Here is a 15,366-nt window from a genome sequence, read left to right as displayed (position 1 = left end):
ATTTCAAATTGACACATCACTCATTTAGAGTGCGTTCTTCGTGATTTTTAGACGCTATCATTTATCATCGTTGTCCTACATAATATCGTCCAGCCGTACAAAGAGATGGTGTCACGCTAGGTCAAAAATGAGCCAAAGTAGCTCATATAAAACGAGAAAAATATGAAACGTTTATTGATGTTGTTTGGACTGGCCGTATTTTCCGCGACCGCCCTCTCTGATGAAACCCATGTCCTTAATGGCTATTGGGGATACCAAGAGTACCTTTCCACGTTCCCCGAACAAAAAACGCTAACCGATAAAATGATTGAAGCGGTGAAGAGTTCCCCAGTGCCTTTGAAGCGTTCTCAAGACAAGCCTGTTACGATTGCTGTTGTGTATCCAGGCCAACAGATCTCCGATTATTGGGTTCGAAATATCAAAGCTTTTGAGAAGCGTCTCGATTTGTTAGGTATTAATTATAAAATAAATCAAGTGTTTACTCGTGTTAATGCTGATTTGGTTCAACAAAGTATCTCGCTGAAAGAGGCGATTGAAAACAAGATGGATTACTTGATCTTCACGTTAGATACTACGCGACATCGCAAGTTTATTGAGCACGTACTGAACTCTACAGACACCAAACTGATTCTACAAAATATCACAACACCAGTACGAGTGTGGGCGGATAGGCAGCCGCTCATGTATGTGGGGTTTGATCATGTGATAGGCAGTTTAATGTTGGCGGATTATTTTAAATCGGTAGCGAAACCAAGTAGTCAATACTCCGTTCTATATCGGTCTGAAGGTCATATCAGTGATGCTCGCGGGGATACTTTTATCCATGAGTTAGATAGTGATACTGATTTTATTCTCAAGTCTTCGTTTTACACAAAATCAGACAAAGAAAGTGGCTATCAAGCCGCTAAAATCAGCATTGCGAAAGATAAGGATCTAGACTTTATTTATGCATGTTCAACGGATGTCGCTCTGGGGGCAGTAAAGGCGATTCGTGAGTCAGGTAGCGATATTTTAATCAACGGCTGGGGAGGCGGCTCAGCTGAGCTTGAAGCTATTGAAAAAGGCGACTTAGATGTGACCGTTATGAGAATAAATGACGATACGGGGATTGCAATGGCTGAGGCCATCAAATGGGACCTTGAGGGGGCGGAAGTTCCTACGGTTTACTCGGGTGAGTTTAAAGTTGTGACTAAAGATGATACGGCAGAACGCATTTCAGAACTTAAGAAGCGAGCATTTAGGTACTCAGATCAATAATGAACAAAAGATATGCCAACACACCAAGGAACACCTTAGCCAAATTAATTACGCGAATCATTATTCTAGTGATAGGCGTGATGGCGCTTGGCGTACTTATCCATAATTATGAGACCAGCAGTAGTATCGTAAAACAAGAGACTAATCGAACAGTTCAACAAACTTCTAGTCTAATCCAAAACATGTTTGATTACCGTTTGTCTGTACTGCAAATTTATCAAGACAGTAGTTCACACAGTGAGATTATTAGCGAGTTTCTTAGAACCAAAAACGAAGATGCTCTGAGCAACTTTTTCATTGGCTTAGACCAACATGAGCCGGAGTATGCTCCTGATTTACGCTTTGCGTATACTCATAGCGGCTTAGTTTGGGAAGATGGGAACAGTCAATTTTATGGGTTAGATCATGCTTCACTTGAGACGATCTCTAACGAGGTATCGTTCAATAGTAATTGGCATTTTTTAAAGTTAACGACCAGTAGTGGTGAACGCCACTTGTTAGTTAGAAGAACTCCGATCATTGATAATCCGACCGGCGAGGTTCTTGGCCAGTTGTATATTGCCATCGTACTTGATAACAACTTCTCTCTTGCGGGATCGATTCAACGCGGCAGTAATTGCGAAAATATCGTTATTGTCGCGCATGATAGTGCAGTGACATCGACATTAAGTGGTGATGAAAGCTATACGATAAAAGACATCCTCAACTATAAAATATACGAACAATTACCCCGTCATTTCGTGACAATTGCGACGATTAAGATCAACGCCGTTGAAGCCCCCATTACCATACGAGCTGTGCAAAAAAATACGAACTTCATTGCGTTAGAGCGGAACTACGAGCATGCAATCCTGGCGGTGCTTGTGGTGATTATCTTCATGTATTATTTTGCGCGAGCTTGGATTCAAAGAAGGGTGGCGGGAGAGTTAGATAAGTTAATGCATTTTACTCGCTCAGTCAGTAATGGCGAAGAGTATAATAAGTTCGCAGGGTCCAATATTTTCGAGTTTCATCATATTGGCTGTACCTTGGAAGACACCTTTGAGCGCTTGTCGGAACAGAACCAGAAGTTTCAAGACCTCTTTAACTTCGCTCACTCTCCTATTTTGGTCTGGTCAGAGAAAGGTGACTTAATTCAGATGAACCCAGCAGCGCGCATGACATTGTTTGATGGAGATAACAACTATAGTGCGATGGCTCAAGAATTTGAGCAACGAATGTTGCCAAATATTCACATGGTGGCTCAAGGCGCGAAGCTGACGGGCATTAACGTCCCCATTGGTGAGAAGGTGTTTCGTTGGAATATGTCAGCCATTCGTGTTGAGCACGGCATCACAGGTGTCGTGGTACAAGGACAAGATATTACAAAACTGATTGAAGCAGAGAGACAGGCTGATCGAGCCAGAGAAGAAGCTGAGCATCTTGCCAGCGTCCGTACTGATTTCTTAGCGAAGATGAGCCATGAGATTCGCACGCCACTCAACGGTATTTTGGGTGTTTCTCAGTTATTGAAGCGCTCTTTACACAATGAAGATAATCGAGGTCAGGTTGATGTACTTTGCAATAGTGCGGAGCATTTATTGGCGGTACTGAACGATATTTTAGACTTCTCAAAGATAGAGCAAGGTCAGTTCAATATTAAAAAGAAAGACTTTCACTTAGGTGAGTTGGTCAATATGTTAGAAAGTGTCTATCGCCCACTTTGTGAGGGTAAGGCTATCTCGTTGACGATTGTAAACCACTTAGTGGATGATATTGAGATAAACACAGACCAAATACGTTTGAACCAAATCATGTTTAACCTGCTGAGTAATGCGCTTAAGTTCACGCATCAAGGTGGTATTTCAATCAGTTTTGAACTAGAAAATATTTGCAATTCCAAGCATGCGAACTTGATTGTTCGAGTAAAAGATACCGGAATTGGTATTGATGAAAGTAAAATAGACGTTGTCTTTGAACCTTTTATGCAAGCAGAAGAGACCACGACTCGTGAGTATGGTGGTACTGGCCTTGGGTTAACAATTGTAAAGAACCTAGTCGATATGCTAGAGGGGGGCATACAAGTAAACAGTGTTAAAGATCGTGGTTCTGAGTTCATCATAGACATTCCAGTGGAACTGAATTCCAAGCCACAATTGGACGTTAAGTCCCAAACGGATATCGAAACCAGTGCATTATTTAATCGGTCTTTAAAAGTACTGCTAGTCGAAGATAATCACACCAATGCCTTTATTGCCCAGGCTTTCTGCAAAAAGTATGGAATGGACGTTACTTGGGCAAAGGACGGTTTAGCCGCGATAGAAATGGCGAAAACCACGACCTTTGACCTTATCTTGATGGACAATCAACTTCCCAATCTCGGTGGTGTAGAGACGACTCAGAAGCTAAGAGATGAACTGAATGTTACTGCGCCAATTTACGCGTGCACGGCTGATGCTCAAATGTCGACCAGAGACAGTTTTATGGCTGCGGGAGCGAATTACGTGATTGTCAAACCGATTAAAGAAGAGTCGCTGCACCAAGCTTTTGTGCATTTTAAACAGTCTTATTGGAATGATGCTAACCATTAGCCTAAGGGGGGAAGAATCGGTGAACAGACCATGATTCACTCGCTTGTTTATTGATAGCAACCTTGCTTGTTCTTATCTTCTATTACTCTTGGCAGAAAACAAGATAAACTATGGCATTTTATCGATAAAATGGAGAATGATTGAATGGAACTGAAAACCTTTTTAGAAGCACTGAAAAAAGCCCCCGAGAACGTCGAGTTTGAAGACACAATGCAAGTGATTGATGCCTATTATGATTTCTTTGAGAGTCAATTTCGCAATGGTGATGTGGTCAACGCAGCAGGGCAAAATAATGGTTCGTGTAAGATTTTTGCTTTCGGTTTAGAGCAAGGCTTCTCTGAGCAGCAAACATTGGCGTGTTTTGGGCAATTTTATCGCAACGATGTCCTTGGCTTCCCTGACAATACCGATCATCAAAATATTCGCAACTTTATGACTCATGGTTGGGGTGGGGTCGCATTTTCGCAGCCGGCACTGATTGCAAAAGTTAAGTAGACGCAAACCTGAATAACCTCGGTATATTAAAGCGAGACAATGAATGCTCGCTTTAATATTGCTTAATCCGGTTCGAGAATTACTCGATAGGGAGTGAGGATAGACACTGACGACACAGGCAAACGCCCGCATTGGGAGCACTAGTGGTTTCACGCTTCTCTAATGAAAAGCACCAACACGTCTCTTTTCCCGAACGGATATCACATTGTGCGTGTTCACCGCATTGTGGACATTGGTGAGTGGAATTCGCACCACTTAAGTTGCGCATTACCGTTCCTCTTTCGCTTTCAGATAATCCTGCCCAGCCTATGATCTCGTCCATCGTTCGATGGCAACCACTGCAAATACCGCCGTTATTTTTACAAGCCGCTCGGCAAGGAGTTTTCATTGATAGGTACCGTGATGAATGAGAGCTGAAATGTAACATATTTGTCCCCTTTTGCAGAGCCATGAACCTCACGAATTGATCAAGTAAAATCGACAAATCACCTCGTAATGTCGAGACTTTTCATGTAGCATCTGGCCCCTTTTATTGAGTTGGGGGATGTCATGTTTATTGGATTTGATTATGGAACGGCGAACTGTTCTGTTGCGGCAATGGTCAATGGAGAGCCCAGTTTGTTACCACTAGAAGGTCACAACCACTACATTCCATCCACCGTCTTCGCCCCCACTCGTGAAAGTGTGTCGGAGCATCTATTTCGTCATTTGAACATCAAACCGAGTGATGCGGTGGGAGAGCAAGTATTACGACGTGCAATTGCTCTAAACCGAGAAGAGAGCATCGACTTAGAACCAGAAGATATGGCATTTGGTCAGGCGGCGTTGGATCTTTATTTAGAAGACCCTCGCGATGTATATTACGTTAAATCTCCTAAATCTTTTCTTGGGGCGAGCGGGCTGCACGATGTTCAGATAAGCTTTTTTGAAGATCTAGTGTGCGCCATGATGGCGAATATCAAACACCAAGCTGAACGTACGACTCAAGAAACGATCAAACAAGCGGTTATCGGTCGACCGATCAACTTTCATGGTCGAGGTGGTGAAGACGCCAACCGACAAGCCGAACATATTCTTGCGCGCGCAGCCAAGCGTGCCGGTTTTGTCGATATCGCTTTTCAATTTGAACCTGTGGCAGCGGGGCTTGATTACGAAAGTACCCTAACTGAAAACCAAACGGTATTGGTTGTGGATATTGGTGGTGGTACGACCGATTGTTCCCTGTTAGAGATGGGCCCAACTTGGTGTGGTAAAACAGACCGCACCCAGAGTTTATTGGCTCACAGTGGGCAACGGGTTGGCGGTAATGACCTCGATATTTATCTTGCATTCAAGCAGTTAATGTCCCCTTTTGGTATGGGGAGCAAAAGCACTTCGGGTATTGATATGCCGTTGACTCAATTTTGGAATCCCATTGCGATTAACAATGTTGAAGCTCAGAAAAATTTCTATTCTCGAGAAAACTTAGCGGCATTGAAATTGCTTCGTAAAGAAGCGTCAGAACCTCACAAACTCGATCGCTTAATGAGGGTTTATCACGATACTCTCGGATACAGTATTGTGCGCCGAGCAGAAGAAACCAAAATTGCGTTAGCCGAATCTGCTCAATATCGAACCGCGATTAACGTGGCTTCTGAGTTGGTTGAAGTCGATATCTCTGTAGAGCAGATGGTTGAAGCGATTGAGAGTCCGAAATCGAAAATGATTGAATTAGTGAATGAAGCGATTCAACAGGGGCAGAAAAAGCCAGATGTGATTTACATGACAGGAGGCTCAGCTCGATCTCCAATTCTGCGCCAAGCGGTCGAACAAGCCGTGCCGAATGTACCGATTGTCAGCGGTAACTATTTTGGTTCCGTAACCGCGGGTCTCGCTCGTTGGGCAGAGGTATGCTTCAAATAGGAATTGAGCGGGAGATCAGAATTTCATTCATGGTCATCATCTTGTCGAAGATTCTCTCTTTATGATGCGGTAAACTCTGTTCTCCAAAAAATCGTTCAGGGACAGACTATGAGCAGCATTGTAGATCAGGAACAATTAATGAATTCGAAACGGACAGCAACACCAACGAAAGTACTGTGTGTTGGGCGTAATTATGTCGATCATATTGAAGAGCTTAATAATGCGATCCCTGATTCGATGGTGGTTTTCAACAAACCGAGTACCAGCGTGACCTCATCCTTAAGCGCTTTTCATCAAGAAGCTTTACATTACGAAGCTGAAATTTGCTTCATCGTAGAAAGGGGGGAATATTCGGCGGTGGGCTTAGGGCTAGATCTGACTAAACGTGCCCTTCAAAATACACTGAAAACTCAAGGGTTACCTTGGGAACGCGCTAAGGCATTTGATGGTTCCGCCGTCTTAAGTCGTTTTGTGCCAATGGATAACTTGGATCTCGCTGACTTAAACTTAGAGTTATTCATCAATTGTGTCCGTGTTCAAAAAGGGCACGTTCAACAGATGCTTTACTCTCCACAGACGATTCTCGACGAGTTATCTTCTTACACGACTTTGATCGATGGTGATGTTGTAATGACAGGCACACCTAAAGGCGTTGGCGAAGTTCATCGAGGCGACATATTCCTCGGTCGTCTCAAGTGTGGTGAAACCACATTGATTGAGATCGAGTGGGTGGCGAGTTAACTTAGCGAATCAAAAATGAACGCATAGAGCATTCATTTTTGATTCTATTGAGTGTAAATTGTCGTCTTTGAATACTGAGTGAACGCTCGCTTTATCGATTAAGAGTTCAACTCTTTTTGGTGCTGTTCAATCAGTTTTTCCATGTGCAGCTCACCGCGCAGGCGAGTGTCTTCATAGGTTTCTGTTCCTTCATATTTCGTGACGGTTTCATAGTAAACTTTCACCTTTGGTTCTGTGCCAGAAGGTCGTACGATAATTCGTGAACCGTCTGCAAGGTGATAAATCAATACGTCACTTGTCGGTAGGTGAATCGTTTCGGTGTTGCCACCAACGATGAATCGCAAAGAAGATTGCAGATCTTCAATCACAGAGATAGCCATCCCACCGATTTTTTTAGGTTGCTCTGCTCTGAGCTTGGACCCAATTGAGGGTGAATCTGGGGCTAGGGCAATACTGCGTTGGGCATTGGTATGCACGCCATGCTCAAACGAAATTTGAGCGAGGAGATCCCAAACCGTTTGACCTTGAGACTTAAGTTCTTCAACCAGTTGAGCGAAAATTACAAGTGCAGACAGCCCATCTTTATCCCGTACTTGTGTCCCAATGGTATAACCTAGAGCTTCTTCATAAGCGAACAAGAACTCGCTGTTTTCATCTTCTAATTGCATGCCGATATTGGCCAACCATTTAAAACCTGTCAGTGTTTGGAAATAAGTCGCACCATGGGATTGAGCCACTTTTTCAAGCAAGGTTGAAGAGACAATACTGTTCCCAACGAGCGGTTTTTTGCTGTGAGGTTGTGATAGTAAGTAATGCGCGAATAGCACACCGACTTGGTCGCCCGTCAGCATCTTATAGGACCTATCTTTGGTTCTAACCGCAACCGCAAACCTGTCTGCATCGGGATCGTTGGCACAAGCGATATCGGCATCGACCTTTTTCGCAAGGTTGACCACAAGATCCATCGCGCCTTGTTCTTCTGGATTTGGGAAGTTAACCGTCGGAAAGTGACCATCAGGTTCTCGTTGTTCCGGTACACTGAACACCTTGTGGAATCCGGCATCGTGAAGCAGATCTTCGGCCATTTGGGCGCCTACACCATGCATCGCGGTGTAAGTAATGGTGGTATTTGCAGATTCAATACTGTGGTTTACATAGCGACTTTGATTGATCGCTGCACGATAAGTTTGATAATAGCCCTCAGTAAGCCACACTAACTTACCTTGTTTTTCCGCATCGCACAGGCTCATTAAAGGGATGGGTTTAGTCGATGCGATGTCGATTTCATTGGCAATGCCAGTATCGTGTGGGGGAATGATTTGTGCGCCATTCTCCCAGTACACTTTGAAACCATTGTATTCTGGCGGGTTGTGGCTGGCCGTCACCACAACAGCGGCCGCAGCGTTGAAATGCTTAATACCAAAAGCGACGATAGGTGTCGCAGCGACATTCGCTGTTAGGTAGACCTTAATACCCAAAGCCGTAAGCACAGAAGCGGTATCAATCGCGAATTGTTTTGAATCTAAACGTCCGTCATAGCCAACCACGACCCCACGCAAACAGGCATTGGCTATATGTTCAATTAAATAGTGACCCAACCCGGTTGCGGTCTCTTGTATGACTAAGCGGTTCATTCTATTTGGACCACATCCAACTTTGCCGCGAAGTCCTGCAGTCCCAAACTCTAATCGTTGAATAAAGCGATCGCTTATCTCGTCGTTCATTCGCTGATCTATGAGGTGTTGAAGTTCTTCACGAGTTCTTGGATCTGGGTCCCTTGCTAACCAATTCATTGCATCTTGCATAATCACTCAACCTTTTGATGTATGTATGACTCACTGTTGATTTAATTTAAATGATATCGATTATCATTTTTATAAAGACAATCGTAAAACTCGATATAAAATAAATTCCAACGGCAAGAGGGCATGTAGATTCAGCCACTTCAAATAATTGACTGTTTAGTAAGTACACTTACCTTGAACAATTGGACATCACTAACTAGCCTTTTACATAAATATAACAAAGTTTAACCAATTCGCCGTTTTTGAATCTTTCATGGAAATATCCAACGTTTTGAGCCGGATGGGTGCATAGGTTGAAATGAGGTCAGCCGTTCGTTTACTGGCTACTTCCATGTGAGTTGTCGATTGAGATTGCGCCTTTTGATGTGTCGCGGAATAGCAATGAATGTTGTCAGGCTCGCAGTGACGTTTAAGTTGCACGTATCCAATTAGGAAGGATAAGGAGAGATCTTTTGAAAAGATTATTGGTCAGGCTAGCGTGGTTTTTGAATGGTTTGGTTGTGCTTTTAGTCTCACCTTTGGTGTATGCAAGTCGTGAATACAACATGACAAAGGGTGTCACTGAGATTAGCGGACAAGTGTATGAGCTTCATATGCTGATTTTCTACATTTGTTGTGCGATCGCTTTCGTTGTCTTTGGGGTGATGTTTTATTCGATATTGAGACACCGAAAGTCGAAAGGGGCGGTAGCCGCTCATTTTCATGAAAGCACCAAAGTCGAAATCCTGTGGACGATCATTCCGATCATTATCCTCATCGCTATGGCCATTCCAGCCACCAAGACTTTGATCGCGATGGAAGACACCACCCAATCCGATCTGACCATTAAAATCACGGGATCACAATGGAAATGGCATTACAGCTATTTTGGTGAAGACGTCGAATTTTTCAGCCTTCTAGCGACCAGTGACAAAGAGATTGAAGGCATTGAAGTGAAAGGCGCGCATTACTTGCTAGAAGTTGATAAGCCGCTTGTACTGCCTGTTGACCGAAAAGTCCGTTTCTTGATGACCTCTGACGATGTGATTCATTCATGGTGGGTTCCCGCGTTTGCCGTTAAGAAAGATACCATTCCCGGTTTTATTAATGAGGCATGGACAAAAATTGATCAGCCCGGTGTCTACCGAGGTCAGTGTGCAGAGTTGTGTGGTCGCGCTCATGGTTTCATGCCGATAGTGGTACATGCTATGGAAGAAGACGATTTTGACGCTTGGTTAACAGAACAGAAAGCGCTCGCGCTCGCCGAGCAACAAGCCGCAAAAGATGCATTAGATGCGTCACTTTCTTTGGAAGAGCTCACAGCACTTGGTCAAGAGGTCTATAAAACTCGTTGTGCAGTTTGTCACCAAGTCAGTGGCGAAGGGATTCCCGGAGCATTCCCAGCCATCAAAGGAAGTCCTGTTGCCCTTGGCGATGTGGATGCTCACATCGATATCATTGTTTATGGTCGTGGTGGTACGGCAATGCAAGCATTCGATAATCAGTTGACGGAGAAAGAGATCGCAGCGGTTGTCACGTATCAACGAAACGCTTGGGGAAATGACACTGGCGATCTTGTTCAGGCTGCCGATGTGAATGCTTATAAGGCCAAGCAAGCTGGCGGAGGTCAAGCCGTTGACCAACAAGGCTCATCGGACGAAGCACAAAACAAGGCTAAGGAGCAGTTATGAGTTCACCCATCAATAAGCCGGTGAAATCGGCTCCAGCAGAAGATCAAGCCTTAAGTCATTCAGTGCAAGGTCCTGTTGATTATCCTGATCAACCTATGGATGCCCCCGACTCACATGCCGCCCCGACAGGCTGGTCTCGTTGGCTATACTCGACTAACCACAAAGATATCGGAACACTCTACCTCTGGTTCAGTTTTGCGATGTTCTTGACAGGCGGCGCGATGGCGATGGTGATTCGTGCGGAGCTATTCCAACCGGGTTTACAGCTTGTTGAGCCAGATTTCTTTAATCAAATGACGACCGTTCACGGCCTAATCATGGTGTTTGGTGCGGTGATGCCAGCTTTTACAGGGTTGGCGAACTGGATGATCCCGATGATGATTGGTGCGCCCGATATGGCGTTGCCACGAATGAATAACCTCAGTTTCTGGATCTTGCCTTTTGCGTTTCTCATTCTCATCGGATCTTTATTTACAGAGGGGGGCGGCCCGAGCTTTGGTTGGACCTTTTATGCACCACTCTCGACAACTTATGGCCCAGACAGTACCGCGTTATTCGTATTCTCAGTTCATATTATGGGGATCAGCTCGATCATGGGGGCGATTAACGTGATCGTAACCATTGTCAACATGAGAGCGCCGGGCATGACTTGGTTCAAGCTACCGATGTTCGTATGGACTTGGTTAATTACCGCTTTCTTGCTGATAGCCGTAATGCCCGTGCTCGCGGGAGCGGTGACCATGGTATTGACTGATAAGTACTTTGGAACGAGCTTTTTTGATGCTGCTGGTGGTGGGGACCCGGTAATGTTCCAGCACATCTTCTGGTTCTTTGGGCATCCTGAAGTGTACATCATGATCTTGCCATCTTTTGGCATTATCTCAGCCATCATCCCCGCATTCAGTGGCAAACGTCTGTTTGGTTATCACTCGATGGTGTACGCGACTTGTAGTATCGCATTGTTGTCATTCTTGGTTTGGGCGCATCACATGTTCACCACGGGTATGCCAGTCTTTGCTGAACTGTTCTTCATGTATTGCACCATGCTGATTGCGGTGCCGACCGGTGTGAAAGTATTCAACTGGGTAGCGACCATGTGGCGTGGGGCGCTAACCTTTGAAACCCCCATGCTGTTTGCGATTGCCTTTATTGTTCTGTTTACGATTGGTGGGTTATCTGGATTGATGCTCGCTATCGTGCCCGCTGATTTCCAATATCACGATACTTATTTTGTGGTGGCGCACTTCCACTATGTTTTAGTAACCGGGGCTGTGTTCTCAATTATGGCCGCCGCCTATTACTGGCTGCCGAAATGGACAGGGCATATGTACGACCATAAGCTCAGCCTGTGGCATTTTTGGACGTCGGTGATTTCAGTCAATGTACTGTTCTTCCCGATGCATTTTTTAGGGTTAGCGGGTATGCCGCGTCGTATTCCTGATTACGCCATTCAGTTTGCTGATGTTAACCAAGTCGTGTCGATTGGTGGTTTTGCCTTTGGGTTGTCTCAGCTAATTTTCTTATGGCTGGCTATCAAGTGTGTAAGAGGGGGCGAGCCTGCAGCAAGCAAACCTTGGGACAGAGCTGAAGGTCTTGAGTGGACAGTACCAAGCCCTGCACCTCACCACACCTTTACTCACCCACCTAAAGTGGATTAGAGGGTAGAACCATGAGTGATAAGCAAAGCGATCAAGATAAAAACCAACCCAAACGTTCATCCAAAAAGCTGACGGGCTATTTGGTGTTGAGTGTGGTTGCGATGTTTGGCTTCGGTTTCGCTTTGGTGCCACTCTACGATGTGATGTGTGAGGCCTTAGGTATTAATGGTAAAACCAATACCGTTTCAGCGGTGCAACCTCAGGGAATGCAGCCCGATTATTCTCGTACGGTTCGAGTCGAATTCATGTCGCACATCAAGCCTGATATGCCATGGCAGTTTTCACCGGAAGTTCGAGTGTTAAACGTTCACCCTGGTGAGGTGGTTCAAACCAACTACATTGCCAAAAATCTTTCTGATGCCTCATTGGTTGGTCAAGCTGTACCATCGGTTTCGCCGGGGATGGGGGCAACTTACTTCAATAAGATGGAATGCTTTTGCTTTAATCAGCAACCATTAGACGGGCACAAAAGCGCAGAAATGGGTTTGATTTTTTACATTGAGCCCGATATTCCAGAGTCGATACACACGCTTACGCTCTCTTACACGCTGTTTAACATCACGAGTCAGGTGAGTGGAGAGGCAAGTAAGCTTGAAGTGAGTACATCAACATTGAGCACACTCGCAAGTAATTAGGGAATTACAGAACCAGTATCAACATAAGGAGTTGAGCAATGAGTTCTAAAAAGGAAGTTTATTTCGTTCCACATCAAAGCCATTGGCCATTAGTCGGTGCCGTTGCGCTGTTTCTTGTCGCGGTGGGGGCAGGTTTAACTGTTCAGTACATGGGAACGGACTCTGCTGGTGGTGTGTTTGGCAAGGTGGTTCTGTTGGTTGGGTTTTGTGTGCTGCTTTACATGCTCGCAGGCTGGTTTAGTAACGTCATTACAGAGTCATTGAGCGGGCTCTATTCTGAGCAGATTTCTCGATCGTTTCGACAGGGAATGAGCTGGTTTATTTTCTCTGAAATTATGTTCTTCGGCGCTTTTTTTGGTGCACTTTTTTACGCTCGGATGATTTCAGTGCCATGGCTTGGTGGGGCAGGGAATAACGCCATGACGCACGAAGTGCTGTGGCCGATGTTTCAATCAGTGTGGCCGCTCACCACCACTCCAGATGGTGTGACAACTCAAGCCATGCCTTGGCAAGGTATCCCTCTTAAGAACACCATTATTCTGTTGCTTTCCTCTGTGACGCTGCACATGGCACATATCAGCCTTGAACAAAATAAGCGCATGGCGTTGATCGTCTGGTTAGAGATAACCATTGTTCTGGCTGGCTTCTTTTTGTTCTTCCAAGTTGAAGAGTACCTTCACGCTTATCAAGAGATGGGGCTGACACTTCAATCGGGTATCTACGGTAATACCTTCTTCTTACTGACTGGATTCCATGGTTTGCATGTCTGTTTAGGAACCCTCTTTTTGGTTGTGTTGCTGGTAAGGGTTGCGAAAGACCACTTTACTCCGAAAGACCATTTTGCATTTCAGGCGGGCAGTTGGTATTGGCACTTTGTTGATGTGGTTTGGCTAGGGTTGTTCGTCTTTGTGTATGTTCTCTAAGGCGTCACAAAAGCGTTAATACGGTCGTGGATTCGGCGTGATGGCACCAGAGGCTAAAGCGAGCAATAACAGTAACACCACAACGGCAGACAGTATGACTCGACGACCCAAGAAGTGACTGAGTCGTTGTCCATTATGCTTACCTGAGGCGATTTGAATTAGGCCTTTCATCAAGTTAAAAGCGATAAAAAACAGTAAAGCGACCAATACCATTTTAAATAACAACACAAAGGCAGATGACGACATAGTGATAACTCCAAACCGTTCGATTGATGAACAACAAAAGTTCCGCAGTAAAGGTTTTTGGATAGCGGTTGTTTTAACTGTGGTTTCAGTCGGCATTTTAATCAAGTTGGGAGCGTGGCAGTTAGACCGAGGTAACGAGAAATTACGTTACGAACAACGATTAATTGAAAGAGCACAGCAACCCTCTCAGCCGCTAGATGTGGTGATTTCCCAATGGCAAAGTGCACGTTTATCTGCGCAAGCGCCATCAGCGAATCCAACGCTTAACGGTGTAAAGGTCAATATAGAATTAGCAAGTACCAGTGGTTGGGTGTTCTTGTTGGATAATCAGATTAACCAAGGAAAGGTGGGGTATGTAATTTACATGCTGGTAGAGTGTCTGAGGCAAGGTGGGACGAGCCCTATATTGGTCGACCTTGGTTTTGTAGAGGCAAATAAAGATCGAAGCGAGCTTCCGCAACTCGGTAATATCACACTGCCAACCAATATGTCTGGGCGTTTGTATACACGCTCGGTTAACCCACTCAGTCAGGAACTCGGGTTAGAAAAGACGACACCGACTCGAATTCAAAACCTAAACATTGCTGCGTTATCACAGTACACCGGGCAAGAAGTGCTGCCCTTTGTCTTCCAACCTCAGAGCTTAGATTCGTGGCCTTATGAGATGTTATGGCGACCAACGGCGATGAAGTCTGACAAACACTTTGGTTATTCGGTTCAGTGGTTCGTTATGGCGGCTGTGCTGTTGTTTTTGATGATATTGATTGGCTATCGGTATCTCACCACAACATCTAAGACAGGGAATAAAGATGGGTAAGTCTCAAGCACAAGTGAACAGGGAAAATGTGGATGCAAATATGGCTGAGCTGAAAAGTCGTCAGACTAGGGGGCGTTTGGTGTTAATCGGCTTGGTGTTGATTTTTGCTTTACCTGCGATTATCGCCAAAACCGTATTGGATCAGAATTGGTATACCTCCGGTGTCACTAATTCGGGTGAATTGGTCGAACCAAGAACCACACTCGCAGATTTCGGCGTAACAGTTCCCATGGCCGGTGAGGGATGGTTAGTGGGTTATATCGCGCCAACGGAGTGCGAAAGCTTGTGTGAACAACAGCTCCACTATTTGAATCAAAGCTATTTAGCGTTAGGGAAAAACAAAGAGCGAGTGACCGTCGTTGTCTTTGTCTCAGAGGGCAGCTCGTTATCGGGTTCGCTGCATAAGCCTGATTTGTCTTTGTTAGCGGGGGGAGATCAGTTAAGTCGTGAGTTTGCACCAGCTTCGATTGTCATCATTGACCCTCTCGGGCAATTGGTTATGGAATACAAGAGCGTTGCCGATTCTTCGCAGCTCGTGAGCCAGTCGAAAGGGATGATCCATGATCTAAGAAAGCTACTTAAGCTGTCACGTGTTGGGTAGTTGTTCAGTATTATCCGATAGCATTACGGCTGGGTGTTGTTAGCGA

General features: G+C 45.0%; 14 protein-coding genes. 11 read left to right on the top strand and 3 right to left on the bottom strand.

Going from position 1 to position 15,366, the window contains the following annotated elements; translation table 11 throughout:
• The first annotated feature begins 162 nt into the window (after positions 1-162).
• The 3 genes from OCU36_RS14480 (at position 163) to OCU36_RS14470 (ending at position 4,322) form a co-directional block, all read left to right on the top strand.
• Positions 163-1,257: a substrate-binding domain-containing protein gene (locus tag OCU36_RS14480; protein ID WP_261840276.1), complete on the top strand. Its 1,095-nt coding sequence runs from the start codon at positions 163-165 to the stop codon at positions 1,255-1,257.
• Entirely contained in the window at positions 1,257-3,827 is a 2,571-nt protein-coding gene (gene luxQ, locus OCU36_RS14475) for a quorum-sensing autoinducer 2 sensor kinase/phosphatase LuxQ (protein ID WP_261840275.1), read from the top strand. The genes OCU36_RS14480 and luxQ overlap by 1 nt, the downstream gene beginning before the upstream one ends.
• Positions 3,828-3,971: 144 nt before the next feature.
• Positions 3,972-4,322, top strand: a complete 351-nt coding sequence (locus tag OCU36_RS14470; protein WP_261840274.1) for a HopJ type III effector protein — start codon at positions 3,972-3,974, stop codon at positions 4,320-4,322.
• Between the two features lie 79 nt (positions 4,323-4,401).
• On the opposite strand, the gene OCU36_RS14465 is transcribed toward OCU36_RS14470, so the two are convergent.
• The gene (locus tag OCU36_RS14465; protein ID WP_261840273.1) at positions 4,402-4,710 is read right to left on the bottom strand and encodes a cysteine-rich CWC family protein; all 309 of its coding nucleotides are present in this window, start codon (positions 4,708-4,710) and stop codon (positions 4,402-4,404) included.
• A gap of 161 nt (positions 4,711-4,871) precedes the next feature.
• On the opposite strand from OCU36_RS14465, the gene yegD reads away from it, so the two are divergent.
• Both yegD and OCU36_RS14455 read left to right on the top strand, forming a co-directional pair.
• Positions 4,872-6,224 carry a molecular chaperone gene (gene yegD, locus OCU36_RS14460; RefSeq protein WP_261840272.1) on the top strand — a complete coding sequence of 451 codons (1,353 nt, stop codon included), beginning with the start codon at positions 4,872-4,874 and terminating at the stop codon, positions 6,222-6,224.
• Between the two features lie 108 nt (positions 6,225-6,332).
• On the top strand, positions 6,333-6,965 hold the full coding sequence (locus OCU36_RS14455) for a fumarylacetoacetate hydrolase family protein (protein WP_261840271.1): 633 nt from the start codon (positions 6,333-6,335) through the stop codon (positions 6,963-6,965).
• A 98-nt stretch (positions 6,966-7,063) separates the two neighbouring features.
• Here the strand turns inward: OCU36_RS14455 and OCU36_RS14450 are convergent, their stop codons facing one another.
• Positions 7,064-8,770, bottom strand: a complete 1,707-nt coding sequence (locus tag OCU36_RS14450) for a phospho-sugar mutase (RefSeq protein ID WP_261840270.1) — start codon at positions 8,768-8,770, stop codon at positions 7,064-7,066.
• A 452-nt stretch (positions 8,771-9,222) separates the two neighbouring features.
• On the opposite strand from OCU36_RS14450, the gene coxB reads away from it, so the two are divergent.
• Genes coxB through OCU36_RS14430 form a run of 4 tightly spaced genes read left to right on the top strand, consistent with a single transcriptional unit; the run spans position 9,223 to position 13,656 of the window.
• The gene (gene coxB / locus OCU36_RS14445; RefSeq protein ID WP_261840269.1) at positions 9,223-10,440 is read left to right on the top strand and encodes a cytochrome c oxidase subunit II; all 1,218 of its coding nucleotides are present in this window, start codon (positions 9,223-9,225) and stop codon (positions 10,438-10,440) included.
• On the top strand, positions 10,437-12,098 hold the full coding sequence (gene ctaD / locus OCU36_RS14440; RefSeq protein ID WP_261840268.1) for a cytochrome c oxidase subunit I: 1,662 nt from the start codon (positions 10,437-10,439) through the stop codon (positions 12,096-12,098). Before coxB ends, ctaD begins: the two co-directional genes overlap by 4 nt.
• A gap of 11 nt (positions 12,099-12,109) precedes the next feature.
• Positions 12,110-12,733 (top strand): cytochrome c oxidase assembly protein, encoded by a 624-nt coding sequence (locus OCU36_RS14435; protein WP_261840267.1) that lies wholly within the window; start codon positions 12,110-12,112, stop codon positions 12,731-12,733.
• Positions 12,734-12,771: 38 nt separating this feature from the next.
• On the top strand, positions 12,772-13,656 hold the full coding sequence (locus OCU36_RS14430; RefSeq protein WP_261840266.1) for a cytochrome c oxidase subunit 3: 885 nt from the start codon (positions 12,772-12,774) through the stop codon (positions 13,654-13,656).
• A gap of 15 nt (positions 13,657-13,671) precedes the next feature.
• Here OCU36_RS14430 and OCU36_RS14425 read toward each other — a convergent pair whose 3' ends face one another.
• Positions 13,672-13,902 (bottom strand): DUF2909 domain-containing protein, encoded by a 231-nt coding sequence (locus OCU36_RS14425; protein WP_261840265.1) that lies wholly within the window; start codon positions 13,900-13,902, stop codon positions 13,672-13,674.
• Here OCU36_RS14425 and OCU36_RS14420 point away from each other — a divergent pair.
• Both OCU36_RS14420 and OCU36_RS14415 read left to right on the top strand, forming a co-directional pair.
• Complete coding sequence (locus OCU36_RS14420; RefSeq protein WP_261840763.1) at positions 13,814-14,719, top strand: SURF1 family protein; 906 nt, start codon at positions 13,814-13,816, stop codon at positions 14,717-14,719. The genes OCU36_RS14425 and OCU36_RS14420 overlap by 89 nt on opposite strands.
• Positions 14,712-15,320 (top strand): hypothetical protein, encoded by a 609-nt coding sequence (locus tag OCU36_RS14415; RefSeq protein ID WP_261840264.1) that lies wholly within the window; start codon positions 14,712-14,714, stop codon positions 15,318-15,320. The genes OCU36_RS14420 and OCU36_RS14415 overlap by 8 nt, the downstream gene beginning before the upstream one ends.
• Positions 15,321-15,366: the final 46 nt, after the last annotated feature.

The sequence above is a fragment of the Vibrio artabrorum genome (genome assembly GCF_024347295.1).
Classification (GTDB): domain Bacteria; phylum Pseudomonadota; class Gammaproteobacteria; order Enterobacterales; family Vibrionaceae; genus Vibrio; species Vibrio artabrorum.
The sequence above is the reverse complement of the archived record's forward strand: the minus strand, read 5'-3'. Positions and strand labels throughout refer to the sequence as shown.

What these genes read in the sequence shown, in the direction of transcription:
- OCU36_RS14425 (WP_261840265.1), bottom strand. Translation starts at nt 13,902, where the DNA reads ATGTCGTCATCTGCCTTTGTGTTGTTATTTAAAATGGTATTGGTCGCT.
- OCU36_RS14470 (WP_261840274.1), top strand. Translation starts at nt 3,972, where the DNA reads ATGGAACTGAAAACCTTTTTAGAAGCACTGAAAAAAGCCCCCGAGAAC.
- OCU36_RS14480 (WP_261840276.1), top strand. Translation starts at nt 163, where the DNA reads ATGAAACGTTTATTGATGTTGTTTGGACTGGCCGTATTTTCCGCGACC.
- yegD (WP_261840272.1), top strand. Translation starts at nt 4,872, where the DNA reads ATGTTTATTGGATTTGATTATGGAACGGCGAACTGTTCTGTTGCGGCA.
- ctaD (WP_261840268.1), top strand. Translation starts at nt 10,437, where the DNA reads ATGAGTTCACCCATCAATAAGCCGGTGAAATCGGCTCCAGCAGAAGAT.
- luxQ (WP_261840275.1), top strand. Translation starts at nt 1,257, where the DNA reads ATGAACAAAAGATATGCCAACACACCAAGGAACACCTTAGCCAAATTA.
- OCU36_RS14450 (WP_261840270.1), bottom strand. Translation starts at nt 8,770, where the DNA reads ATGCAAGATGCAATGAATTGGTTAGCAAGGGACCCAGATCCAAGAACT.
- OCU36_RS14430 (WP_261840266.1), top strand. Translation starts at nt 12,772, where the DNA reads ATGAGTTCTAAAAAGGAAGTTTATTTCGTTCCACATCAAAGCCATTGG.
- OCU36_RS14435 (WP_261840267.1), top strand. Translation starts at nt 12,110, where the DNA reads ATGAGTGATAAGCAAAGCGATCAAGATAAAAACCAACCCAAACGTTCA.
- OCU36_RS14455 (WP_261840271.1), top strand. Translation starts at nt 6,333, where the DNA reads ATGAGCAGCATTGTAGATCAGGAACAATTAATGAATTCGAAACGGACA.
- OCU36_RS14415 (WP_261840264.1), top strand. Translation starts at nt 14,712, where the DNA reads ATGGGTAAGTCTCAAGCACAAGTGAACAGGGAAAATGTGGATGCAAAT.
- OCU36_RS14465 (WP_261840273.1), bottom strand. Translation starts at nt 4,710, where the DNA reads ATGAAAACTCCTTGCCGAGCGGCTTGTAAAAATAACGGCGGTATTTGC.